Consider the following 24,133-nt stretch of genomic DNA (forward strand, 5'->3'; position numbering starts at 1 on the left):
TTTAGTCGCCACCGGTATTCAGCTGAACCACATCGGGCTCGCTACAGCAACCAGTCGAAGAACCTGCTTGTGGCAGAGCGACACCGGAACTGTTTTCAGTGGCTCCCACAATGTACGGCGCCGCTGTTTTGGAATGGTCGTGGCCGTTGTAGACGCCGAAGTCGTTAAACAGAAACTTCTTCGCGATACGGTAGTACCAATTGCGTTCCGGAATTTCATGCCCCGGATGGTACTGCGACGTGCGCGGCAGCATCGACTTCAATTCCTGCAGCGCGGTGCCTCGCGCGGTAGAATCCTTCGCGCTGTGCTTTTCGACTACCTGCTGCAGTAACTCGGGACGTTCCAGCACAATACAGCCGCGAGTTGTTTCCTGCGCCAGTTGACGGAAATCAGATAGGTACTCTGACTGAGTAAACTTATCGACCAGCGAACGATCGTCGTCATCTGACGAATGAATGCTTTCCTTCGAAAATTGAACGATTGGACACGGTTCAATATCGCCCCATGGATTGATGTGATGACTGATGCCATTGGCGGCCGGGCACAGAGCCTGCCCGTCGCCATCGTAGTAGGCGTCGATAATGATGATGGGTTTTTTCGCTCGCATTTCGACCACGAACTCACGAGCACGCCGCTGCTGTTCGGGTGTCAGGCATAGTTCCGGCATCGCGTCCGGCCCCATCGGTCGGTAGACGTGGAACCATGTGTAGAGAACTCCCATTTCGATCAGCCGATCCACCCACTGTTCCGTCAGCAGGTCGTCAATGTTCGTCTTGCAAAGGCTGGTGCAGACGCCCGTCATCACGTTGGCTTTCAGGCAGTTTTCAATGCCCGCCAGAGTCTTGTTGTAAACATCCGATCGCCCACGACGCTGGTCACTGATGATTTCGTTGCCTTCGACACTGATCAGCGGCGTGACGTTGCCGAGTTCCACCAGTCGCTTGGCTTTTTCTTCCGTGATGAATTGACCGTTGGTGAAGATTTGAAAATAGCAGTCGGGATGAGCGGCAAGAATGTCGAACAGTTCCGGATGCATGAACGGTTCGCCGCCCACAATTCCAAAAAACGTATTGCCCGCTTGTTTGGCTTCCGTGATGAGTTTATTCATCGCCGTCAGGTCGATCGTTTGCTGCTTGGCCGCGACGTCGACCCAGCAACCCTGACAGCGCAGGTTACAACTGTTGATGATGGACACGTACAGGAACGGTGGAAAGAACTGTCCCTGCTTCATTCGCTTGCGATGAGCCAGCACCGATCGAGTGCCCTTCACGCCCATGTTCCAGAACAGCTTCCACAAGAGCCGCTTGTTGGTTTCCAGCAGCATGCGTTTGGCCATGCGCAGTGTGTACATTTTGAAAAAACTTCCGCTGTGTAAGGTGTCTTGGTGGAAGGAGTCGTTGGAAGGCGATGTCCGGCGACGGTAAGCTGCGTGCGTCGAATGACCTGGAACGCATTATTCACGGCGACGAGCGAAATTCCCACCAGCAAGGCCTCATTTTGCGGCGACTGGTCGGGAGTCACTTCTTTCTTCGCCGAAGTTTCCCTTACGAGCCACCTACATGAAACCTACCACCCGCCTTCTGCTGATTGTTTTTCTCGCCGTTCTACCGATCGGTTCTTCCCACGCCCAATCGGTTCAGGAGCAGGCACACGCCGCTGGTATCCCTGAAGCTTCGCCAGCGGATGTGGGAATGAATGCTGAACGGCTGGCGGTGATCGACGACGTTGTGGCCGAAGGTTTGGACCGCAACAAGATGCCTGGTTGCGTGGTGCTGGTCGGTCACAAGGGCCGCATCGTGTTTCACAAAGCTTACGGCTATCGCCAATTGGTACCCGAAAAGCAGCCCATGGAACTCGACACCGTGTTCGACATGGCGTCCCTGACCAAACCGGTCGCGACAGCCACATCTGTGATGCTGCTGGTAGAAGCAGGCAAGATTGATTTGCAGGCACCGGTGGCGAAGTACATTCCGGAATTCGGCGCAAATGGAAAGCAGGACATCACCGTCAAGCAGTTGCTGACTCATTCCGGCGGACTGATTCCCGATAATTCCATCAAGGATTACGCCGACGGTTCTGAAGTTGCCTTCGAGAAAATTCATGCTTTGAAGCCGTACATTGAACCCGGTACGAGGTTCGTCTACACCGACGTCGGCTTCATTGTGTTGGCCGAATTGGTCGAACGTCTGAGCGGAAAGAATGTTCACGAGTTTTCGCAGCAGAAGATCTTCGGCCCACTTAAAATGACGGAAACGGGCTACCTCCCGTCTGACGATCTCAAGCCGCGAGCGGCCGTGACTCAGGAACGCGACGGCCAGCCAATGAGAGGCGATGTCCACGATCCTCGCGCGTTCGCGCTGGGCGGAATCGCGGGGCACGCCGGGCTGTTTTCGACGGCAAAGGATCTCAGTCGTTATGCTCAGATGCTGATCAACGGCGGTTCGCTCGACGGTGTAGCGGTGATGAAGCCGGAAACCGTGAAGCAGATGACCGATCCGGTTGAAGTATCATCGGGGCTGCGAACGCTGGGTTGGGACATGCGAAGTCCGTATTCGTCGAATCGAGGCGACTTTTTCACCAAGGCGGCATTCGGCCACGGTGGATTCACTGGCACGGCGATGTGGATCGATCCACCGCAGGAACTGTTCGTGATCTTTTTAAGTAACCGAGTTCACCCGGACGGCAAAGGATCGGTGAACGCATTGGCTGGACGTATCGGCACAATCGCGGGAGCGGCAATCGCGGACTGATCACCGGTCAGTCAGCCAATTGCCGCCGCAAGAAAAAAAAAATGCCACCGCAGTAAACTGCGGTGGCAAATTCCAACGTGTGCTTTCAGCCGTACATGGATCATTCGGGCACGGCAAGGCACATAGCGATGGCTAGCGAGTACCGGCCGGGTACGAGGTCGATTCGTGTTGCGTAGACGGCGTGGTCCTGTTCGTCGACGTATTCACCACGGTCTTTCAGCGTAGGCAAGATTGTTTCCCAGTGGTCCGACATGGAACTCATCGCCTTGCCATCGTCATCTCGTACGCGACCGTGCTTGCTGTTGATCTGGATCAGAATGCGGCATTCATTGTCCAGCACAAACAAGCGTCCCGGCGAACGCACTCGTTCCCGCAACAGAGTTTCGATCAGCCGTTCCAGGCACGCTTCAATCATCACGAAGCCAAACAATTCTTCAGACTTCGCGTCGAAGATTGGGACGGCCGCGGCAAGCCGGTTGCCGCCATGGCCATCGGCGGGGCGACGACGATCGTCCGGACATTCTGAAGACAACGCTACGTGTACTTCGTCCGGATGACCGCTTAGTGCTTTCTCCATGCAGGTCGTCAGCGGGCCGGATCCCAAGCGACTGGCCGGAATCGAACGGATGTTGTACGCATCTGTTCGATGCCGCTCCATCCGGACCAATTCCTGAAACTTCCCGTCGCTAACCTTCGCGAACGACACAGAACCGAAGTCGCAATTTGTCTTTAGCAGCCCGCCGAAAATGACGCCAAGTCGTTCACGCCAGACGGTCAAATCTTCGGGAGGATCGTTCTGAGCAGCATTGATGAGTCCCTGGATCGGTGGCAGGCTGGACATAAACCGCACGTTACGTTCCAGATCGCGCACAGCTCCCTGCATGGCCGTACGCAATTCGCGGCCTTCTCCTCGGCTGTTGGCATAAGCTTGTCGTCGGTTGCTGCGACCTGCCATCCAACGCTGCACCGAATCGGCCACTTCGGTGGCCGATTGATAGCGGGAATGTCGCTTCGGGTGCATCGCTTTCTGACAGATGTTCGCCAAATCAGACGGGACTCCGGGCAGGTAGTCGCGGACTCGTGGCGAAGGACGTTGAGCCACGCTTTCCAGAAGCTCTGGAATCGGAACGGCAGACCCTTCTTTGACACTACTGTTTTGATGAGGCGCCGACCCTGTCAGCATCGCAAACAAGATGGCTCCTAATCCATACACGTCCGTACGGTAATCGACCATGTCCAGTTGCCCGGATGCCTGCTCGGGAGCCATATACAGCGGCGTGCCGATAAATTCGCCTGCCATCGTTTGGCCGAAGCCACTGTCTGACAGTGGTGAATCGCCGGACAGAATGCTTTCGGATTCGAATTCGTCCGAAATCTTGGCGAGTCCCCAGTCCAGCACAATCACCTGACCAAAGTTATCCAGCGCCACATTTTCGGGTTTCAGGTCACGATGGATAACACCGCGCGAATGAGCGTAGGCGATTGCCTGGCAAATTCCGATGAAGGCCGATAGCAAGCGATGCAGATCCATCGTCACGTCTTCGCCCATCTCGCGGCGATCGTGATACTCTTCGATGGCCTCAACAAGTGTCCGCTTGCCAACGAATCGCATTGCGTAAAACGGCTGGCCGTGTTCGGCATCGTGGCCGAACTGATACATCGGCACGATGTTCGGATGTTCCAGGTGGCCGGTGATTTCAGCTTCGCGATGAAAACGCTGCCAGGCGCGAGGATGTTCAGCGGCGGCAGCGTTCATTTCTTTGATGGCGACGGTGCGTTTAAGCTTTTCATCGCGAGCCAGCCAAACTGTTCCCAACCCGCCTTCGCCCAACTTACGAATCAGCGAAAAACGGCTCGACATTTTGCGCAGGTCGCCTTCTTTCGGCGACAGGATATCGGCGGGATCGGTGGCCGCACGACGTTTTTCTTCGGCAACGCCCATACCATGGACCGGCGTGTCGGTTCGATCGGGAACCATGGTGGCGCTTAGTTGCATCTGACTCAACCTTGCGCTTTCCTTTCGCAGTTTTTGCTTTAGCTTCGATTTGGCGACTGCGGATAGCCCTGCCGTCACAGATGTGTCGCCCTGCAGTGTTTTTTCTGCAACATCGGACAGCGAATCCTGGATCAGTTTTGACAGGCGCGCGAAGTTTCGACACTTGGCGTCGCCTGCAAGGCGTTCGTCGACAGCCTTCTGATCGGTGGAATCGAGATGCCCGGAAAGCGAACGCGAAATCAATTCGGAAACACTTTTGTCATTGAGCATGAGACGGAATCTCCTCGCCAGCGTCAGCAAACCATCTCGACCCAACGCACTTGGCCAGCGCTAGTCGAGCTCGATGCAACCGTACCCACAGATTTGTGGCTGTGATGCCCAGTTCTGAACAAATTTCGTCGGTTTCCATTTCTTCCATCACGCTCAACACAAACACGTCCGCCTGACTTTTGGGGATGTTTTCAAGACAACCCTGCACAACCTCCCGAAGTTCGCTGGATTCGACGCCATCCACAGGCGTTGCGGCCGCAAACGCATCGGCCTTCCAGCGGCCTTGTTGATCGAATAGCTGTGCTGAAGGATCGTTCGTGTCTTCGTAGGAACTGTCTCGATCGTAGCGGTTTCGCATCCGCACGTAGTCCACGATTTTGCGTTTCAAAATGCCCAGCAACCACGCTCGTTCCGCGCCTTCGCCGGTAAAACGATCCTGAAAGCGGATACCCGCAAGAAATGTTTCCTGTACGACTTCTTCCGCTGCAGCAACGTGGCGCAGTCGGGATAGCGCGTAGCGGTATAGATAGTCTCCGTATTCGTCGACCCAGCGGTCCGGATCGACGGGTGAGTTATGCGGCGGATCCAAGAATACTCTCCCGAGCAAACGGCTGAACTGCGAGTTTCATGCTGAACTATGTGTTTGTATACGCCACCTGCCGCCTCGGCTGCAGGTACGACGCATTGTACACGTCGAAACTTACACTGCGATTGTAGACAACACACAATCAAACGATAGCGACGTGCCAAAAGCAATCGTCGTGCTTTTGTAGAAAACAACGACATCAGTGTTGCGGCGCGCGGCGCAATCCTTAACCTTCCCGCCCACATACCTTCCACCCTTGCCATCCAGTTGAGTTTGAGACCGATCCCATGGACGTTGTGTTGGAAGAAAAGCATTCGCATGCTGGTTTATCAAACGAAAACGAACCACCGCTACTGGGAACGGCTGAGCTGCTGCTCGCGACAGATTTTTCTGAACTGGTCGCTGAAGTGCGGCAATTGCAGCGAAGGCGTATACGGATGGTCAGCATCCGGCGGCAACGAGCCTGCCGCATCGGCTTACCAAACTTGAAGATGGTTTTGGAAGACGCCGGCCTGCAGATCTGCACGGTTGGCTTTGCGGGCGGGTTTACCGGCACTTTAGGTCGTGGATACCGTCAGGCAGTCGACGATACTCGGCGAGCTCTCGACTTTGCAGCAGCTTTGAACGCACGCGGTGTCGTGGTAATGTCCGGTAGTCGAGGCAATCATACGTACAATCACGCTGCTCGCACAATTCGCGACGGCCTGTTCGATTGTCTGGACGATGCGTTGCGGCTGCGGATCGATATGCTGGTCCCACTGACAACAATGTTTGGCAAACAGACGGACGTGTTTGAGCCCCGATGCGATTCGATGCTGGACTGGATCGATGAGTTCGACAATCATCGGATTAAAGGTATGATGATGCTGCGGCGCCGTTCGCCGTTAAAAGGATTACCTGCCTGCTGGGAACGCTGCCTTCGCTCTGGTGGTGCACTCCGCATTGGCCGTCGCTGTCGCAGAACTCTGGGCAGTCACAACGTGGTTGCCGAAATCGCGTTGCGACTCAGAGACGTGGCGGTTCCAGTCTCTTAGTCTTCTGATTCACACCAAAGCGACGTGCGATGCCGTTCGAATACGAAAAAGTGAAGGACATTCTGGTCTGTCCCAAAACTCGCTGCGACCTGGTCCACGACGGGGATTGCCTTGTCAGTACCGATCCGGAGACTCGGCTGAAGTATCCCATTGTGGACGACATTCCTCGACTTCTTGCTGACGAAGCGACCGAATTGCCCACCGACGAATGGACGGCCGTCATGCAGCGCCACAACGTCGCAGTCAATAGTTAGCGGCTGCAGGACTCGGCACAGCTTGCTCAAATCGCCGCCCCATTACGGTTCCGGCCTCGAGCAGCAATAATCAGGGGCTGGGCGTCGCCATCCCTCGAAGCCGTCAATCCTCAGCACGGCTGCCATCGCCGCACATTTTGACGATTTTCGGGTCAAAGCGCGCGACCATTTCGACCAGATCCTGCTGCTCGGCCATCACGCTTTCGATGTTTTTGTACACGCCAGGAACTTCGTCGGCCCCAGCAGAAAGTACTCGCACGCCGCGTTTTTCGAGCGTCTTCTGGACAGACTTGAAGTTGTACTTGTCCTTCGCCTTTTTCCGCGACATCGCCCGACCGGCGCCATGAGCCGCGGACATGAGGCTTTCCGGGTGGCCTTTTCCTCGGACGACAAACGCAGGATCTGCCATTGAACCGGGGATCACCCCCAGCACGCCTTTGCCCGCGGGCGTCGCGCCTTTGCGATGCACGATCACGTCCTTGCCGTCGTGCTGTTCCTTCCAGGCGAAATTATGGTGGTTTTCGACGTCGATCACGACTCGAGCACCAAGCAGTTTGGTCACCAGCCGATGAATCACGTCGTGATTTGCGGCTGCGTAATCGCCCATCAAATTCATCGCAGCCCAGTAGTCTCGACCTTCTTCAGAATCCATATCCAGCCACGCCAGACGACCCAGGTTAGCATACTTGCGGGGTAGTTTTCGGCGAGCGGCGTCGGAGTAGGTCGAACAAACGGCGGCTCCGGTCCCTCGACTTCCGCTGTGACTTAGCAGGGCCACATACTGACCGGGTTCCAAATCCCATTCCGGCGCTTTGTCCGTCAGCGTGAACACGCCGAACTCCACGAAGTGGTTTCCGGAGCCGGATGTTCCGAGTTGGCGGCGAGCTCGGTCTTTGCTTTCGCGCGTAATTCGGGTCACTGACCAGTCGGCGTCCAGCACGGGGTGGTCCTGTGGCTTTTCGTGACCGACGCCAACGCCGAAGCGTGTGCCGTTTTCCAATGCGTTGCGATAATGATCGAAGGACTTGCTCATCGATTCGACCGGCATGTCCAGCACTGACATTTTCATCCGGCACGCAATGTCGACACCGACCGCGTATGGGACCACCGCGTTGTCCAAACCCAGCACACCACCGATCGGCAGTCCGTAACCGATATGAGCATCCGGCATCAGCGCAGCGCCGACGGCATTGGGAATCTGACAGGCATCTTCCATCTGACGGAAGGCACCTTCGTCGATGTCACTGCCCCATGTGCGATAGCTGATCGCTTCGTGCGGCGTGTCTTCTACGTCGCTGAGCAGATCTTCCGCCAGTGCACCAAGAACTATGTCACCAACAAAGAGCTTGGGGTCTTCGGCGACCTGCTGAATTCGAGCCTTAATCTGACTCTTGGATAGTTCCTTCTGCGCGGCAAGTTGCTGCACCGCCGCGATGGCGTGCTTTGCTGAGTACCGAGGAATTCCCAGTTTTTCGAGCTGTCGAACGTTCATGTTTTCGGAGCTTTTGTGATGCTGAATAAGCCACTGTGATCGTACGCGCCATCGAATTCCAAACTGGCGACGTTCCGGCCTTCGGCGATGAGTGAATCGATGAGGTGCCGGCAGTTCGACACGCCCCGCCAAAATTGGCTCACCAAATTCGGGAACGTGCCGTGCGTTTGCGTCGCATTTTCTCCCGTTTGAACCAACGGTCCGCCGCGAATTGAGACTTTCGCTCAGTTGTTTACAATGCACAAAAATCTACCGGTTCATCACCTTCTAAGCACAACTTCCATGACATCTGCTAGCCCCTTCGGTGCCGAAGCCACGATTTCCTCAGCCGCCGGCGACCTCAAATACTTCCGCCTGCAAAAACTTGCCGAAGATGGCATCGGCGATATTAACACACTGCCGTTTTCCATCCGAGTCCTGCTGGAAGCCTGCCTGCGTAACGTGGACGGCTTTATTGTGAACCCGGACGATGTCAACAATCTTGCCAACTGGAACGCAGAAGCTCCGGCTCAGGTCGAAGTACCGTTTAAGCCCGGTCGAGTCGTTCTGCAGGACTTCACCGGTGTTCCTGCCGTTGTGGATCTGGCAGCATTGCGAAGTGCGATGGTTCGGATGGGGGGCGATCCGACAAAAATTAACCCACTTGTCCCGTGTGACCTCGTGGTGGACCACAGCGTACAGGTGGACGAATTCGCCAGCCGGTTTGCCTTGAAGCACAACGTCGAAATCGAATTCGAACGCAATGCAGAACGCTATGAGTTTCTGCGTTGGGGGCAGAAGGCATTCAAGAACTTCAGCGTTGTGCCGCCCGCGACGGGCATCGTGCACCAGGTTAATCTGGAATACCTGGCCAAAGTCGTCATGGTGACTGATGGCGTTGCGTACCCGGACAGCCTTGTCGGCACGGACAGCCACACAACAATGATCAACGGGTTGGGCGTGGTTGGCTGGGGCGTTGGTGGAATCGAAGCCGAAGCCGTCATGTTGGGGCAGCCGATTTACATGCTGACGCCGGAAGTGGTTGGCTTCAAACTGATCGGCGAATTGCCTGAAGGTGCGACCGCCACAGACCTCGTGCTGACGGTTACTCAAATGCTGCGAGCTCATGGCTGCGTCGGCAAATTCGTCGAATTCTACGGCAAAGGCATGGTGAATCTGGGGCTTGCCGACCGAGCGACTCTTGCCAACATGGCTCCGGAATACGGAGCGACCATGGGTTTCTTCCCGGTCGACGGCGAGACCCTTCGTTATCTGGAACGCACGGGTCGACCTGCTGAGTTGGTCGACCTTGTAGAACGCTACACCAAAGAACAGGGTTTGTTCCGCACCGACGACGCTCCGGAACCTCGTTTCAGCAGCACGCTGGAACTGGACATGAATACAGTGGTGCCTTCACTGGCCGGTCCTAAGCGACCGCAGGACCGCATCTTCCTTTCTGCCATGCAGGACCAGTGGCGACAAGACCTGACAAACGTATTCGGCCGACCGGATACCAGCGGCGATTCCACCACCAGCACGATGGTGGACGAAGGCGGCGCGGCGACGGCAACTGCCGTCGCGACAGCAGCGCCCGGACAGAGTGTTGAAGCTGTGATCGATGGCGAAACCGTTGAACTAAGCGATGGCTCCGTTGTGATCGCTGCGATTACAAGCTGCACGAACACCAGCAACCCCAGCGTCATGGTCGGAGCGGGGCTTTTGGCTCGCAACGCTGTCGCCAAAGGGCTGAAGCGAAAGCCATGGGTTAAGAGCAGCCTTGCACCGGGTTCACGAGTTGTCACCGAGTACCTTGAGAAATCGGGACTCGATCAGCCGCTGAACGAACTTGGTTTTCAAACCGTCGGCTACGGCTGCACCACCTGCATCGGGAACAGCGGTCCTCTGCCCGAACCTGTAGCTGCCGCCGTCACGGAAGGTGACCTGGTTGCGTCTGCCGTGTTGTCCGGTAATCGAAACTTCGAAGGTCGAGTCAACCCGTTGGTGAAGGCAAACTACCTTGCCAGCCCGCCGCTGGTTGTGGCTTATTCGCTGGTGGGAACAGTGGATATCGATCTGGATAACGATCCCATCGGTCAGGACAACGACGGTAAAGATGTCTTCCTGAAGGATATCTGGCCGACTCAAAAGGAAATCGCCAGCACAATCGCGTCGTCGATGAGTCCCGGTATGTTTGTTGACCAGTATGCATCTGCGGCTGATGGCCCACCAGAATGGCAGGCGATCAAGAGTTCTGATGGCGACATCTACGAATGGAATGACGACAGCACCTACGTGCAAGAACCGCCGTTCTTTGTCGATATGCCAGTCGATCCGCTACCGATCACCGCCATTGAGGGAGCTCGGTGTTTGGTGTCCGTCGGCGATTCCACCACGACGGACCATATTAGTCCGGCCGGAGCGATCAAGCCGGACAGTCCGGCGGGCAAGTACCTGCAGGCTAACGGCGTCGACATTAAAGACTTCAATAGCTACGGCAGTCGCCGCGGCAACGACCGAGTTATGACGCGGGGCACATTCGCCAACATTCGCCTGAAGAATATGCTGGCTCCCGGAACTGAAGGCAGTGTTTCCATTCACTACCCATCGGGCGAGCAGACATCGATCTACGATGCCGCGATGAAGTATCAGGAAGAAAAGACGCCTCTTGTTGTCCTTGCCGGAGCGGAATATGGCACGGGTTCATCCCGTGACTGGGCCGCGAAGGGGACATTTCTGCTGGGGATCAAAGCGGTCATCGCCACCAGCTTTGAACGCATCCACCGCAGTAACCTGGTCGGTATGGGCGTTCTGCCGTTGCAATTCCGCGACGGTGAAAGCCGTGAAAGTCTCGAGCTGGACGGCACAGAAGTGTTCGACATCCGACTCGACGATTCATTGGAACCGCGACAGGCTGTGGAAGTCACGGCTCGCAAGGCCAACGGTGACGAAGTTCACTTCGTAACGACGTGCCGGATCGATACGCCGGTCGAAGTCCAGTACTACCGCAACGGCGGAATTTTGCACACCGTGTTGCGGCAGTTGGCAAAAGCCTAATAGCCGTTCTTCAGCTGTTCCTGTTCCAGTTTGTACTTACGAGCAGCCGCCACCTGATTGGAAAGTTTAAATTCCGGGCCGGCAGGGAAGTACTGCACGTCGTCGTCGAGGTAGGTGGCGGATGGCAGCGTTTGACCGCCAATTGACGTTTGGCACCCTGTGAACAGGGCACTGGACGCCATCGCTGCCAGCATCGACAACACAATCTGTTTTCGTCCTGTGGCTGCCTTCACGAGTTTCTACCTTCAACTGTTGTCGCGATTCAAACGGCGTTTCGACATTCGTCAAAACGATTCGCCGCATGGGCTGCGGCTTGTATTCAGTTCAGGTATCGTCCGATTACAGCCTGAAGAATTGGCAAAACCGCTTCAATCGGTAAATCTTTTCCAATCGGTGGTGTGGTTGGTGAAGCCTATCCGGCAGAAGCTGCCGCTTGTTAGCAAGTGGCGCGGTCACCAACGAACCTCGTTTCACAGGAAGCAAGCTGATGCAAATCTCGTGCGTTCAAACAGACGTCCAAATTGCTGATCCCGTTGCAAACCGAGCTGCCATGGCGAAATTTATTGCCGCCGAAGCACAGCAGGGCAGTCGGTTGGTCGTGTTTCCCGAATGCTTCATCACGGGCTACTGCTTTGATTCGTTGGAAGAAGCGATGCAGCAAGCCGAACTGATGGATGGTGACTCCGTCCAGCACGCGACCGAACTGTGCCGCACGCACGATTGCTTTACAGTCTTCGGCATGTTGGAAAAGGACGGCAGTCGTCTGTTTAACGTTGTCGCACTGGTCGGGCCAAATGGTTTGATCGGAAGCTACCGGAAGGTGCATCTGCCGTGGCTTGGCGTCGATCGGTTTACCACGCCCGGCGACCGTCCGTTTGAAGTTTTCGAAGCGGACGGCGTCCGCATTGGAATGCTGATTTGCTACGACGGAGGATTTCCGGAAGCGTCGCGAGTGCTGGGCATTCGAGGGGCAGACATCATTCTGTTGCCGACCAATTGGCCGCCGGGAGCCGAATATATGTCGGCGTTTTCGTGCAATTCGCGAGCGATGGAGAACGGCGTGTACTTTGCGGCGGCGAACCGAGTCGGCAAAGAACGAGGCTTCTCATTCATTGGCCGCAGCCGCATCTGTGATCCGATCGGAGCGACTCTGGACACGGCCGATCACGCTAGCGAAGCCGTCTTGCGAGCGACCATAGACGTTGAGAAGGCTCGTAAGAAGCGGTTGGATCGCGTACCTGGCAAGCATTCCATCGACCGCATGGCGGATCGCCGACCGGACATGTACGGCCCCGTCTGTGAGCCGCATTCCCTGGCTCGCCCCGGCCGTGATGAGTAGATTTAATCGACCTATTAGATAGATAGGTGCCTGGAAGCTTCTGTAATTACCGCATCAGGCGTTCGGCTGAACCGGGGCTGGATTTTGCTCTGGCTGTTCGGTTCGCAGATTCGGCAGGTATCGGTGCACGAACGGCGGATCGACAAAACGTCGTAGCACCCAGCAAAGAACCTCGACGGCGCGATCCGGAACTTCAACCGCCAGAGGCGCCGTGACGTTTGGTGATGCGGACTTCGCGACGAACCCATCCAAAGTGAGCTGATTGTCCCACGATTCACGCTGCGCAAACTGATTCACTCGATCAACCACTCGCCGCGCCCAGACGATGCCGAACAGGTCACGAAAGTCGATCCAAAGTCGATTTGCGTCGTGAACCTCGGGCTGTAGTGCTGCTTTCGCTGAAGGCCGAAATCGCCGGCGAACGCGGACAGCGGCCAGCAAAAACAGCGTGGCGGCCAATGGCTCGGGCCAGTGAGTCGCAGGATCAAACCAATTCGCGCTGCGCGCCAGCATGACGACGATCCCAGTGCCTCCCAACACTGCGGCCAGCGTGTTTAAAGTCCCGAAGTAGTTGCCTGCTCCCATCACCAATACCAACAGGAATCCGATGGCTGTTGGAGTGGGGACTTCAACGGCGAGGTCTGAGCGGCCGGACATCAGCTGAGACACCGATGGCCACTGCAGCACCAGCACCAACGGCAGGACGACGAACCACGGCCATGCTCGCACGCCCGGTCGTCTGGCTCCAAGGATCGCAATCAAGGGAGTGAGCAGCATGACAGCGGCGAAGTAACTAAGTGCCGAACTGGTTCGTAAATCCGCTTCAACGACGCTCCAGCGACCCAAAATACTGAAAATGAAAGCCATTAGGGCGGCGATTGCCCACCATCTTGCGGGTTCAGATGTCGTTGCCTGGGAAGTCTTCCTGAGTTTCCCTAATTGCCAGAGCGTGAGCACGAGCAGGACGGTGGAGATCAAAACGCTAACGTTTTCGCTGGAAACAGGCACGAGATTCATTCAATGGGTGGGTAACAGACTTGAACCGATACGCCTCAGCCCGGCAAGTTTTTGCATGTCAAGGTCGGTTTTGTCCGGCAATTCGGTTTTTGCCAAATTCAATGCGTAGTCCGGTCCTGACGAAACCGATCATAAGAACGGACATAGCTGTCGGTTCGAATTTGCCAGTGCTTCCGTTTAACCGGGCATGGCGAAGAACCGAGCAAGACGACTATGTCGCCGACGGGGGTCGCACGCTACTGCGAAGTTGTACGTATCCAATGCGGATTGCGGCAACACAAGATATCAGACTCGAACACCATGATGGTGTTTGAAATTGTAACTGTTGGCAGCTAATGGCTGCTCAGGGGGGATTGGAACATGCATTGGAAACGTTTCGCGCACGCTTTCCTGCTGGGACTTGGCTTTTCTGTATTAGGCGTCGGCTGTGCCGCCGTCAATGCACTGGTCAGTTCACCGGCTGGAAGTGGAGCCGATCCAACTTCGCCTCAGCGATTGGCGGCTATCGGTCGCGTCTTCGAAAATCAGGGACGCTACACTCAGGCGACGGCTATGTACCGTCGGGCCTTGAAGGTCGATCCTGGTAACTCGGTTGCTCAGGACCGCTTGCAATATATTGCATCGCGGCGAGCCGATCGAACGTTTAACGGGACAGAACAGCAAACTCAGCAGGCGCTGGCCATGGCCGATTCGATCGGCACTCGACAGGCACAGTCTGCAAGGACTCAGCAGGTCGCGCAGCGTCAATCGGTTGCCCCGCGAGTTCAAGTACCGCCTGTGAATGTCGCTGCCAATCAGCGTTCGGTAGACATTCAAACCGCGCTGAACAACGACTCAGTCATCTCATCGCTTACCCCGATTGAGATTAAAGACGAAGCCTATCGCGAAGACAGTGGTCGCGTGGAAATCGTGGCCACCGACTTCGAACTTGCTGGGCTGGTTGACGTCGCGGACTACAACCCACCCGCACAGGAACTCGGCTTCGCTCCTGCTGATCAGCGGCACCATGCACCGATGATAACAACCGTTGGCTTTGCGGACGACGCTGCTTCTGGTTCAGCATGGAAATCCACCAGCGGTGCGGTTCGCCTGGAAGCCATCATGGAATGGCTGAATATGCCAGGCGAATTTGAAGGTGAGTTGATTGAAGCGTTAACTCAGGGAGAAGACGAAGGCGTTCAGGCACTGGCCGCATCGGCTTTGGCGGAATGCTCTATTGATAGTTCAGTGGTCGACGACGCACTTGAATACGCCTGTTCGGGCGACTCAGCACTGGTCGCTGTCACGGCATTGGAAAGCCTTGTTCTGCGAGGGACCCTCACGGAAAACGGAGTCGGACAGCTGTTGTCGATGGCTCAGTCTTCCGACGCGGAGATTCGTTCTCAAGCAGCGGGTAGCCTGCGTCATCTGGCCGGTTCGCAGTGGTCAACCAACTGCGTAATCGGTTTGTGTGACCTGCTATCGGACAATGATCCGGCAACAGTGGCGATGGCTGCGAGCACGCTGGGCGACTTCGGGGTGGAAGCGGCAGACTGTCGTAACGACCTGCGAGCCGCCTTGAACGCAACTGGCAACCCACTGACGCGGGAATCGATCGAGCACGCTTTGAGTCGCATTCCGGCGGGCCTGGGATCGCAGGATCTGACTCAGGATTCGTCAACGATGGAGCCGGTCGGCACGAGAAAACTTCTGCCGATTGTGGAATAACAAACAGCCCTCATAACACACGAACACATCCCGTTCTTGTTCAACTGGATTTGACGGGTTTGCCTTGCACTAGCGGCCGCAGAGTCGCGAATGGAGTCACGGAAGATGAAACGCCAGGCATTACTTTTACTGGTCACAGCAATCATTGGTATCAGTGGCTGCACGTCGTTGTGCGACGGTGTCATTGATATCGAAATGGGTTGCCGAAACAAGATTTTGGCTCAGAAAGCATGGGGACACTGGTCCTGGTGCTACGGTGATCTGGAACATCCCTGGCATTTCGCTCGGGGATTTAAGGCGGGCTACAAAAACGTACTGGAAGGCGGTTCCGGCTGTCAGCCAACGCTGCCTCCGCAATGTTACTGGAAGCCCGGTTTCCAGACACCGGAAGGCCAGTGCAAGATTCATGCATGGTTCGATGGCTTCTCACACGGAGCACTCGCCGCCAAGCAGGATGGCTACGGTTCGCTGGGTGAGCTCCCAATCTCACCGACGGCCCGCGCTAATATGGAAATGGCTCGCACGAAACCGACTTCCGAAATGTTCTACGGTGATCAAATCGGAAGCGGAGCAGTGGGAATTGGGACACCGATTCCAGACCACGGAAACATCCCTCTGGTGAACCCGCCGATCGGCACGGAAGCCGATCCCGGAATTGATCCAATGTCGATTCAGCCGCCCGCTCGTCCGTACGAGTAAGCCACTTTTTCGAACAACGGAACCCGTGAGTCAACGGCTGTAGCCGGTTCTCTCATCACAAAACATCGCACGTTTGCCTTCTTAAGTTTCATCTTCAAGACACAGAAGATGGAGGACGCCTCAATGACGAATAGCACCACAACAACTCAGCCCGGTCGTCACCAATCGGGCGTGACTCGCAGAACTCACCTTGTGGTGCCGATGCTGGCATTGCTGGGTATGGGCAGCTTTCTGACAGGCTGCTCAACGATTACCGGCGTGCCGGTGTCGCGAGTGCCCAAGCAACTGCTGACCAACTATGAGAAGGACGACTTTCAGGACATTTCCATGCTGCGGCTGCGGCAGGATCCTCCTGAGTTCTATGCGTTAGGTCCTGGCGATGTACTGGGCGTCTTCGTTAAAGGCGTCTTGGGCGACGAAGACAAACTTCCGCCAGTTCATTATCCGGAGAACTCCAGCCTTCCGCCAGCCGTCGGTTATCCGACACCTGTCCGCGAAGATGGCACTTTGTCGCTGCCGATCATCAAGCCAGTCAACGTTGAAGGTTTGTCGCTGATCGAAGCCACCGAAAAAGTGCGTCAGGCGTACATCGGCGGACCGGCTCCGATTCTGCCGCCCGACAGTCAGGTTGATCTGACCATGATTCGTCGCCGAACTGTCCGAGTACTCGTGATTCGTGAAGAATCCGGTGCTGTGGCCGACGTCACCAAGCGAGGAACCGGTCATGTTGTCGACCTGCCTGCTTACGAGAACGACGTGCTTCACGCTCTTAGCGAAACCGGCGGTATGCCCGGACTGGATGCGGAGAATCAGGTTCTGATCTATCGCGGTATGTTCAAAGACGGCATGGACTACGATCGAATTCTGAACAGTGCGTGCATTGAAAACTGCCACAACTGCGAAGACAACTGCTTCTGCGATGAACGTCCGATGCCCGATCCTCCCAACGTGACTCGCATTCCACTGCGATATCACCCTACGGAACCGCCACAGTTCGAACAGAACGACATCCTTCTAAGCGACGGCGACATCATCATCATTCGCAGCCGTGACAGCGAAACCTTCTTCACCGCCGGCCTGCTTGGTGGTGGCGAACATCTGCTGCCACGCGACAAGGACCTCGACGTTCTGGGAGCCATCGCAATGGCCGGCGGCCCACTGGGTAACGGCGGAACGGGAATCAGTGCAATTGGTGCAGGAGCACGTGGAGGATTCGGCGGAGGCACCGCCAGCGGCAGTAATTGCCAGCCATCTCAAGTGATCGTTATCCGCGAACTGCCCTGTGGAAATCAGATTTCCATCAAAATCGACCTGAACCGAGCCCTGCAGAATCCATCAGAACGCATTCTGATTCAGCCGAACGACGTGGTCATGCTTAGGTACAAATTGTCTGAAGAAGTGGCGAATGTCTTCCTTCAACTGCTGCCGTCGTACCTGATTGGAAACGGCCTTCGTCGCTAGTTTTAAGTTCGAACCGCACTCGAAGAAGGCTCGTGGAATTCCACGAGCCTTTTTTCGTTGGCAGATGTGTCTTGGCGGTCGCGAGCGAACTGCAAGCTTAGTTGCCGCCGAACAAGCTGCCGCAGCAACAGTGAATATTGAGCCCAAATGCCTAAAACGGCCTGCCAACTCGCACGAAATTGGCAGGGACGACCGCTGAACGGCAAACCTTGCCGGTGAGGCCGGTCGTGTGGAAACGCGGCGACGATTTCTCTGCCGGTTGGCCGCTGAACGATCTCCCACATCGCTCCGCATCCTGATAAAGCTACACTTGTTCGACAGGCATCCGTTTCCGCACAGCTTTGTGTCGACGTGACGCCGTTCCTTTTTGTAGCAGGTTTCAGAATGAAAATTATCGCCCAACTCTTCTGTTTTGCTGCTTGCCTTTCGTCTGTGACGTTCGCTCAGGTACAGAAGTTTCCATACGAAGCCAAAGTCGTCGTGGACGAAGCGTATGTGCGCAGCGGTAACGGTGAAAAGTTCTACCCGACAGATTCCCTGCCCCGTGGCACCGTAGTCACCGTGCTTCGACACGATGCTGGTGGCTGGTACAAAATTGAGCCGCCGGCAGGCAGCTTCAGTTGGATTCTGCAGGCAGCCGTTCGACAGACTTCGGCCGACAAGGGCGATGTCGTGTCATCTGACGCTATCGCTATGGTGGGCAGTAAATTCGGCGATGAGATCCACGTGTGGCAGCGAAAAATGCTGGCTGGTGAGCAGGTCTCGATCCTTGGCGAACGCATCGTGGACACGGATCAGGGGCCGAAGGCGATGTTCAAGATCAAACCGCCGGAACGTGAATTCCGCTGGATTCCCGGCTCGTCGGTTGTACCGGTCGGGGAACAGCAGAAAGCCGCCCACGACCGCAACCCGTATGCAGTGCCATCCGACATCGCAGAACGTCAGCGAGATCAGCGTACCGCAGCAGTCGCTCAGCAGCCTTCTGAACCGGTGTCTCGCTATTCACCCAGCCATCGCCTGGCTCGCCTGCAGCGAATTCGCGGAGAACAGCGAGAACTGCATGAACTGGACCAGAAGTTTCGCACCATGGTTTTGTCGCCGCCCAGTCAGTGGGATTTGCAATCGATCGAATCTGACTATCGCGACCTTCAAAACAAGGCCACTCATAAGCCTGTCGCCGGACAGATTGACCTGCGTTTTCCCGCCATTGATCGGTATCGACTACGCAAGGCTCAACTGGACGAACTTCACGACCTGACGTCAGCTACAGAACGACGCGATGCCGAACTACTGGCCGCTCAGTTTAGCTCACCGACGTCCACGCAAACGTTTCAGGCACCGGGCACGATGCACAACGGCATGGTCGCCGACAGCATGATGAACAACGGATTAGTCATTGACGGCATGACGGGCGATGGCATCCCAACTGACGGTTCATCGTTCGATGCCTTTGAAGGCACATTTTCGTCTTCGCAGTCAACGGCCTCCACAGAATTTACAGGTGGCTTCGGAAACGCGATCCCAATTCCGGAAGCCAACATGCCATTTGCTGCTGGAGATATTTCAGCCTCAACGTCGGCGATGTCCCCGGTTTCGAATTCGGCGTTGATCATCCCGGGAAGTAACTCGCAGATCTCCCCATCCAGTCGCTACATTGGCGCGGGAATTGTGCAGCGAGATTCCAGCAGCGGCGAAGGCTACATTCTGGCCACGCCGACTGGCAAAGTGTTGGCACACTTGCAACCGGACGGCAACGTTGATCTGGAACAGCATGTGGGCCAGTCCGTTGGGCTCCAAGGGAAGCGCTATTTCGACAGCGAAGTAAAACACGACCGCATCGAAGTCAGCGGGCTCGAATCCATTCGCCTAAAGCACTAAAGCAGTTTGCCATTTTTGTTGTGGACGGTTCGGACTTGCGGGAAACAGGCTTCATCGTTCGAAACGCTCGTTCCGCGGCCCCAAGTCAGCTGGATTCGCTGTAGCCGTCCCGTCGCGAAACCGAACGTGCATCGTGTTTTCGAGCGGCCAGCGGCACCAACGTCGGCAATTTCATAACTAGACCGTCGTCGGCCTAACACACCTACTGTTAGACCGCGTCCGTCAGCGGAAGCCTACTATTGTCCGGCAGCTTCTGTCTTTTGAAGGCGGTACAAGTGGGTTTCGTTGCGGAGCAGGATGGCGTTGTCGACAAAGGCGAACGACGCGAAGGTTCTTAGCTTTCCGTCGCCGATTTTGTTCTTTGCGATTTCTTCGTACTTCGTGCCCGGCCGCACCACGGTTGTTTCGCCTGTTTCGTTTTGGAAGTAGATGCGACCATCGGCGTAGGTGGGTGACGCGGAAAAACCGCCACCAAGACGTTCCTGCCAATGCTGTTTACCGGACACTGCGTCCAGGCAGGTCGCGATTCCCTTATCGTCGACCATGTAGATCTCGTCGCCGACCAGCAGCACGGAAGGCGACTTCGGAACTCCTTTTTTTGTCTTCCACTTAACGTGAGATTCCGTGACGTCGCCGCTGCCGGTGGGATCGATAGCGATCAACTGGCCGTCACCGAAACCACTGCACACATAGACCAAACCGTGACCGAACACGGGGCGAGGGACAACCGAATATCCTTCGCCATAAGCGACGCGCCAAAGCTGTTTGCCGGATTCCGGATCGTACGCCCAAACGCCGCCGCTGCCGGGGCAGATCGCCATCGATCGACCTTCCGCATTGATGATTGTGGGGGTAGAAAAGCTGAAGCCACGGGAAGGATCCAGTTCGCGCTCGGTTCGCCATACTTCCTTCCCCGTATTCTTGTCCAGGCCGACAACGAAACGATTGTCGCTACCGTCGCAGCAAATGATCATGACGTTGCCAGAGATTGCGGGCGATCCTCCGTTACCGTGGACGGGTGCGTAGGTAAGTTTGTCGTTCTTCCATTCGATGTCGCCGTCGATGGTAAGGCAGGCGGTGCCATGAGGTCCAAAGTGAACGAACAGGCGGTCGCCTTCAACGATTGCCGTAGGGCTGGCGTGGCTATTCTTGCTGTGCATTTTGACATCGCCGGCCTGTCGAAACACTTCCACGTTCCACTGCTCCTTGCCGCTTGCGGCGTCGAGACTGATGACTCTCAACGAATGCTCACTGCTATCCTCTACCGCTGTCGTTAAGAAAATTCGGCCAGCACTGACAACGGGAGACGACCAACCGATGCCGGAAACAGGGACCTTCCAGGCCACGTTTTCTGTTTCGCTCCATGTGACCGGCAGGTCCTGGAAGTCCGCGTGCCCCTGTCCGTTAGGGCCACGAAACTCTGTCCAATCTGTGGCAAGAGCGCCGCTGCAGAATGCGGACACGATTAGAACGGACTTCACTGGCAGGAAACGCAGCATGGTGGATCTTTCGGCGTGGGTTGGGGAGCGGAACGCTGTTGTTGGTCGGCGTGAAGAATTCTAACGGCCGAATTTGCGACTGTCTGCGCGCCTGAGGACGGTCATTTCGCCAAAAATAAAACGTGAGATCAGTAGCCTATGGTGTCGCGCAGCACTGCATATGGTGTAGGGGTAACTGATTTGCTACAAAATCGTCGAACCGCTTTACAGTCGAATTGATCTTGACTAACTTTCCTCCCGTTGCAGCGACGAATGGGATTCTTCAACGCAACGTGGCTTGAGAAGAAATCAAGACGAGCCGATTGGCTCTCTTGCTGGAAGGACCCGGCAATCAACTTCTGCTGACTGCTCTTCTCCCTGCATGAACGCTCACGGGATTTGTGAGTGTGTTTTGAGTTTCGGACTCAAACCATCTTTTTGTCGTGACCGCATTTCGTGAGTCAGGCATCAACCGTCCAGGGAGGGATTCAGCGATGAGTAACACGAAACCAATTGTCGGCATTACTGGTGATTTTCGTCCGGAGCGTTACAACGGCCAGGCTTTAAGCTGGTTTAACGCGGGGTACTACGACAGCGTAACTGGTGCCGGCGGCATTCCTGTGATGCTGCCACCGTACGACAACGACGACGACCTGCGACAGGCTCTGGAGCCGCTGGGCGGATTGGTGCTGGGCGGCTGCAATCTGGACCTTGACCCGGTTCGCATGGGACAGCATCCAAGTCCCGCTAACAAAGTGATGCCTCGACGCCGCGAAGACTTCGATCGCCGCATCGCAAAGATGGCCATCGAAATGAAAATGCCGATCCTGGCGATCGGATCCGGCATGCAACTGGTCAACCTACTCTGCGGCGGAACTCTGTTTACAGACATTCCGGAGGACTGTCCGCGAGCTTTGCATCATCGCGATGAAGTCGAAAAGAACCTGCGGCACGTTCTTGAAATCGTGCCAGGAACTCACCTGGACGACATTTTCGGACCGGGCGAAGTGCGAGTGAACAGCCACCATCACATGGCGGTCAGTGAGTTGGCTCGCCAATTCCGCGTGAGTGCCACCTGCCCAGACGGCATCGTGGAAGCCTACGAATCAATTTCTGATGACTGGTACTGCCTTGGAGTGCAGTGGCATCCGGAAAGTAACACCGCTTCAGCGCTGGACATTCAAGTGTTTGAATCGTTCATCTCTGCCGCTGGCCGTGAGCAAAACGTCGACGTGATTCCAATGTCTTCTGTGATGCGACGAGCTGCTGCATAGTGTTGTGCCCTGTGAGGCGATAGCAGGTACGTAAAGAAGCCCGGCTTTGTTGCAAAGCCGGGCTTCTTTTTTTTGTGGTTGAACTCTTGTTCTGTTAGTTACCGCCAACCCATGGCAGGCTGGCCCCGGCGGGAGGCAAACGCACGATATCAACGCCCGAGACTTCCGCATGCTCCAGTACTTCGGCCAATGCTTCGGCCGATGGCTCACTATCCAGATTCAGCACGGCCACAGAATCGCCACCCGGCTGGTTTGTCTGACGGCCCAGTGCCATGTTGGCGATGTTCACATTGTGCTTGCCCAGAATCGTGCCGATGTAGCCAATCAGGCCGGGCACATCGCGATGCCGATAGACCAGCAACACGCCGTCCAGGAAGGCCTCAAAACAGTACTTGTCCAGTTTCACCAGCCGCAGAAACTGATGGCCGAAAATGGTTCCAGCGGCTTCGAATGTTCCGCTGTCTGTGTTTAGCGAAATGGAAATCATCGATGCGAAGTTCTCAGAACTGCCGCTGGACACTTCAGTTAAATCAATGCCGCGTGATCGAGCGATCGATGTGGCGTTGATGATGTTTACACCATCGTCCAACGCACCTTCCAGCAGGCCAGCTGCGAAGGCAGACGTCATCAGGCGAGTCTTCCGATCGGCCGCCTCACCTCGGTAATCGATTTCGGCACCTTTGAGTGATTGGCCGTGAATCATTTGAGCCGACAGCAGTCCCAGCCGGTAGCTGAGTGCCAGGTAGTGCTTCAGGTCTTCCATTTCCGCGCCGGAAACCGGAGCCATGTTGATGGCGTAGCGGATTTCGTTGTTCAGCAGGTAGTCAGTAATGATCTCTGCGGCTTCCACCGCCACCATTTCCTGAGCTTCTTCTGTTGACGCGCCCAGATGAGGCGTGGCCAGTACCTGAGGCAGGTCGACCAGTCGGCGATCCGTTGGTGGTTCTTCAACAAAAACGTCCATCGCGGCGCCGCCGATGTGGCCGGATTCGATCGCGTCCGCCAGATCGCCTTCGTCGATAATTCCGCCGCGAGCACAGTTGATCAGCCGAGCTCCTTTCTTCATCGTCGCCAGACGTTTGGCGTTGATGATTCCGCGAGTGGCATCTACCAGCGGCGTGTGAACCGTCAGGTAGTCGCATTCCTTTACAATGTCGTCGACGTTGTCGAAGTATTCGATGCCGTGTTCTGCCGCTTTTTCAGCAGAGTAAAACGGGTCATAACCCAGCACTCGCATTTCGAATGCTTTGGCTCGTTTTGCCACTGTTACGCCGATACGTCCCAGTCCGATGACGGCCAGCGTTTTACCAGCGAGCTGGCTTCCCTGAAACAGCTTTTTGTCCCAGCGGCCGGCTTTCATTGTGGCACATGCAGGAGCGATGTTGCGGGACAACGCCAGCATCATTGCGAACGCATGTTCGGCCGTGCTGGTCGTGTTGCCGGTCGGCGTGTTCATCACCAGAATGCCAGCCTTGGTGGCGGCTTCGGAATCGATGTTATCGGTCCCCACGCCGGCTCGCACAATGACCTTCAAACGCTTCTGGCCTTCCAGTAAATCGGCGGTCAGCGTGGTCTTGCTTCGAATGATGATGCCTTCAACATTCTGCAGTTCGGCCTTAAGCTGTTCGGGCGTCAGGTCTGGTTTGACGACGGGTTCGACATTGTCCGCGTCGTTTAGCACCTTCATTCCGGCGGCGTGCAGGCCGTCCGTGATCAATACTCGATACACCTTAGATTCACCTTTGGGTTGATCGGGTTTCGCCGTGACTGCAAGCCTCCTACGTTTGGCGAAATCGCGTCAGAAGGCCATCGAAGCCAGTGTTTTATGGCACCCACACCGCAAACACAAGACGCCCAACAGTCGG

The 24,133-nt window shown here is 56.0% G+C and carries 18 protein-coding genes; 10 read left to right on the plus strand and 8 right to left on the minus strand.

Features of this window, described 5'->3' with window-relative positions; genetic code table 11:
* Position 1 precedes the first annotated feature (1 nt).
* Positions 2–1,351, minus strand: coding sequence for a radical SAM protein (locus tag Fuma_RS03765; RefSeq protein WP_083731785.1), 1,350 nt, complete (start codon positions 1,349–1,351; stop codon positions 2–4).
* Positions 1,352–1,559: 208 nt separating this feature from the next.
* On the opposite strand from Fuma_RS03765, the gene Fuma_RS03770 reads away from it, so the two are divergent.
* The gene (locus Fuma_RS03770; protein WP_077022966.1) at positions 1,560–2,750 is read left to right on the plus strand and encodes a serine hydrolase domain-containing protein; all 1,191 of its coding nucleotides are present in this window, start codon (positions 1,560–1,562) and stop codon (positions 2,748–2,750) included.
* 100 nt (positions 2,751–2,850) lie between these two features.
* Here the strand turns inward: Fuma_RS03770 and Fuma_RS03775 are convergent, their stop codons facing one another.
* Both Fuma_RS03775 and Fuma_RS03780 read right to left on the minus strand, forming a co-directional pair.
* Positions 2,851–5,016 carry a serine/threonine-protein kinase gene (locus Fuma_RS03775; protein ID WP_077022967.1) on the minus strand — a complete coding sequence of 722 codons (2,166 nt, stop codon included), beginning with the start codon at positions 5,014–5,016 and terminating at the stop codon, positions 2,851–2,853.
* Positions 5,006–5,605 carry a sigma-70 family RNA polymerase sigma factor gene (locus Fuma_RS03780; RefSeq protein ID WP_077022968.1) on the minus strand — a complete coding sequence of 200 codons (600 nt, stop codon included), beginning with the start codon at positions 5,603–5,605 and terminating at the stop codon, positions 5,006–5,008. The genes Fuma_RS03775 and Fuma_RS03780 overlap by 11 nt, the downstream gene beginning before the upstream one ends.
* A gap of 284 nt (positions 5,606–5,889) precedes the next feature.
* Between Fuma_RS03780 and Fuma_RS03785 the strand changes: the two genes are divergently transcribed.
* On the plus strand, positions 5,890–6,636 hold the full coding sequence (locus tag Fuma_RS03785) for a TIM barrel protein (protein WP_077022969.1): 747 nt from the start codon (positions 5,890–5,892) through the stop codon (positions 6,634–6,636).
* Positions 6,637–6,665: 29 nt separating this feature from the next.
* Positions 6,666–6,890, plus strand: coding sequence for a Trm112 family protein (locus tag Fuma_RS03790; RefSeq protein WP_077022970.1), 225 nt, complete (start codon positions 6,666–6,668; stop codon positions 6,888–6,890).
* A 103-nt stretch (positions 6,891–6,993) separates the two neighbouring features.
* Here Fuma_RS03790 and Fuma_RS03795 read toward each other — a convergent pair whose 3' ends face one another.
* Positions 6,994–8,382, minus strand: coding sequence for an RtcB family protein (locus Fuma_RS03795; RefSeq protein WP_077022971.1), 1,389 nt, complete (start codon positions 8,380–8,382; stop codon positions 6,994–6,996).
* A 282-nt stretch (positions 8,383–8,664) separates the two neighbouring features.
* On the opposite strand from Fuma_RS03795, the gene acnA reads away from it, so the two are divergent.
* The gene (acnA, locus tag Fuma_RS03805; protein WP_077022973.1) at positions 8,665–11,415 is read left to right on the plus strand and encodes an aconitate hydratase AcnA; all 2,751 of its coding nucleotides are present in this window, start codon (positions 8,665–8,667) and stop codon (positions 11,413–11,415) included.
* Here acnA and Fuma_RS03810 read toward each other — a convergent pair.
* Positions 11,412–11,648 (minus strand): hypothetical protein, encoded by a 237-nt coding sequence (locus tag Fuma_RS03810; protein WP_218922386.1) that lies wholly within the window; start codon positions 11,646–11,648, stop codon positions 11,412–11,414. The two genes, acnA and Fuma_RS03810, sit on opposite strands and share 4 nt — an antisense overlap.
* Positions 11,649–11,902: 254 nt before the next feature.
* On the opposite strand from Fuma_RS03810, the gene Fuma_RS03815 reads away from it, so the two are divergent.
* Positions 11,903–12,754, plus strand: coding sequence for a carbon-nitrogen hydrolase family protein (locus tag Fuma_RS03815; protein WP_077028085.1), 852 nt, complete (start codon positions 11,903–11,905; stop codon positions 12,752–12,754).
* 54 nt (positions 12,755–12,808) lie between these two features.
* Here Fuma_RS03815 and Fuma_RS03820 read toward each other — a convergent pair whose 3' ends face one another.
* Positions 12,809–13,621 carry a hypothetical protein gene (locus Fuma_RS03820; protein WP_077022974.1) on the minus strand — a complete coding sequence of 271 codons (813 nt, stop codon included), beginning with the start codon at positions 13,619–13,621 and terminating at the stop codon, positions 12,809–12,811.
* Between the two features lie 510 nt (positions 13,622–14,131).
* Here Fuma_RS03820 and Fuma_RS03830 point away from each other — a divergent pair.
* The 4 genes from Fuma_RS03830 (at position 14,132) to Fuma_RS03850 (ending at position 19,516) form a co-directional block, all read left to right on the plus strand.
* A complete protein-coding gene (locus Fuma_RS03830) occupies positions 14,132–15,478 on the plus strand; it encodes a HEAT repeat domain-containing protein (protein ID WP_077022976.1) in 1,347 nt (448 codons plus the stop codon).
* Positions 15,479–15,583: 105 nt separating this feature from the next.
* Positions 15,584–16,177, plus strand: a complete 594-nt coding sequence (locus tag Fuma_RS03835) for a hypothetical protein (RefSeq protein WP_077022977.1) — start codon at positions 15,584–15,586, stop codon at positions 16,175–16,177.
* A gap of 123 nt (positions 16,178–16,300) precedes the next feature.
* Positions 16,301–17,638, plus strand: coding sequence for a polysaccharide biosynthesis/export family protein (locus Fuma_RS03840; RefSeq protein WP_158520844.1), 1,338 nt, complete (start codon positions 16,301–16,303; stop codon positions 17,636–17,638).
* A 384-nt stretch (positions 17,639–18,022) separates the two neighbouring features.
* Complete coding sequence (locus Fuma_RS03850) at positions 18,023–19,516, plus strand: SH3 domain-containing protein (protein WP_145943956.1); 1,494 nt, start codon at positions 18,023–18,025, stop codon at positions 19,514–19,516.
* Between the two features lie 236 nt (positions 19,517–19,752).
* Here Fuma_RS03850 and Fuma_RS03855 read toward each other — a convergent pair whose 3' ends face one another.
* Positions 19,753–21,015 carry an outer membrane protein assembly factor BamB family protein gene (locus Fuma_RS03855; protein ID WP_077022980.1) on the minus strand — a complete coding sequence of 421 codons (1,263 nt, stop codon included), beginning with the start codon at positions 21,013–21,015 and terminating at the stop codon, positions 19,753–19,755.
* Between the two features lie 473 nt (positions 21,016–21,488).
* On the opposite strand from Fuma_RS03855, the gene Fuma_RS03860 reads away from it, so the two are divergent.
* Entirely contained in the window at positions 21,489–22,268 is a 780-nt protein-coding gene (locus Fuma_RS03860; RefSeq protein ID WP_077022981.1) for a gamma-glutamyl-gamma-aminobutyrate hydrolase family protein, read from the plus strand.
* A 94-nt stretch (positions 22,269–22,362) separates the two neighbouring features.
* On the opposite strand, the gene serA is transcribed toward Fuma_RS03860, so the two are convergent.
* Positions 22,363–23,997 (minus strand): phosphoglycerate dehydrogenase, encoded by a 1,635-nt coding sequence (gene serA, locus Fuma_RS03865; RefSeq protein WP_077022982.1) that lies wholly within the window; start codon positions 23,995–23,997, stop codon positions 22,363–22,365.
* Positions 23,998–24,133 lie beyond the last annotated feature (136 nt).

The organism is Fuerstiella marisgermanici, assembly GCF_001983935.1.
Lineage (GTDB): Bacteria > Planctomycetota > Planctomycetia > Planctomycetales > Planctomycetaceae > Fuerstiella > Fuerstiella marisgermanici.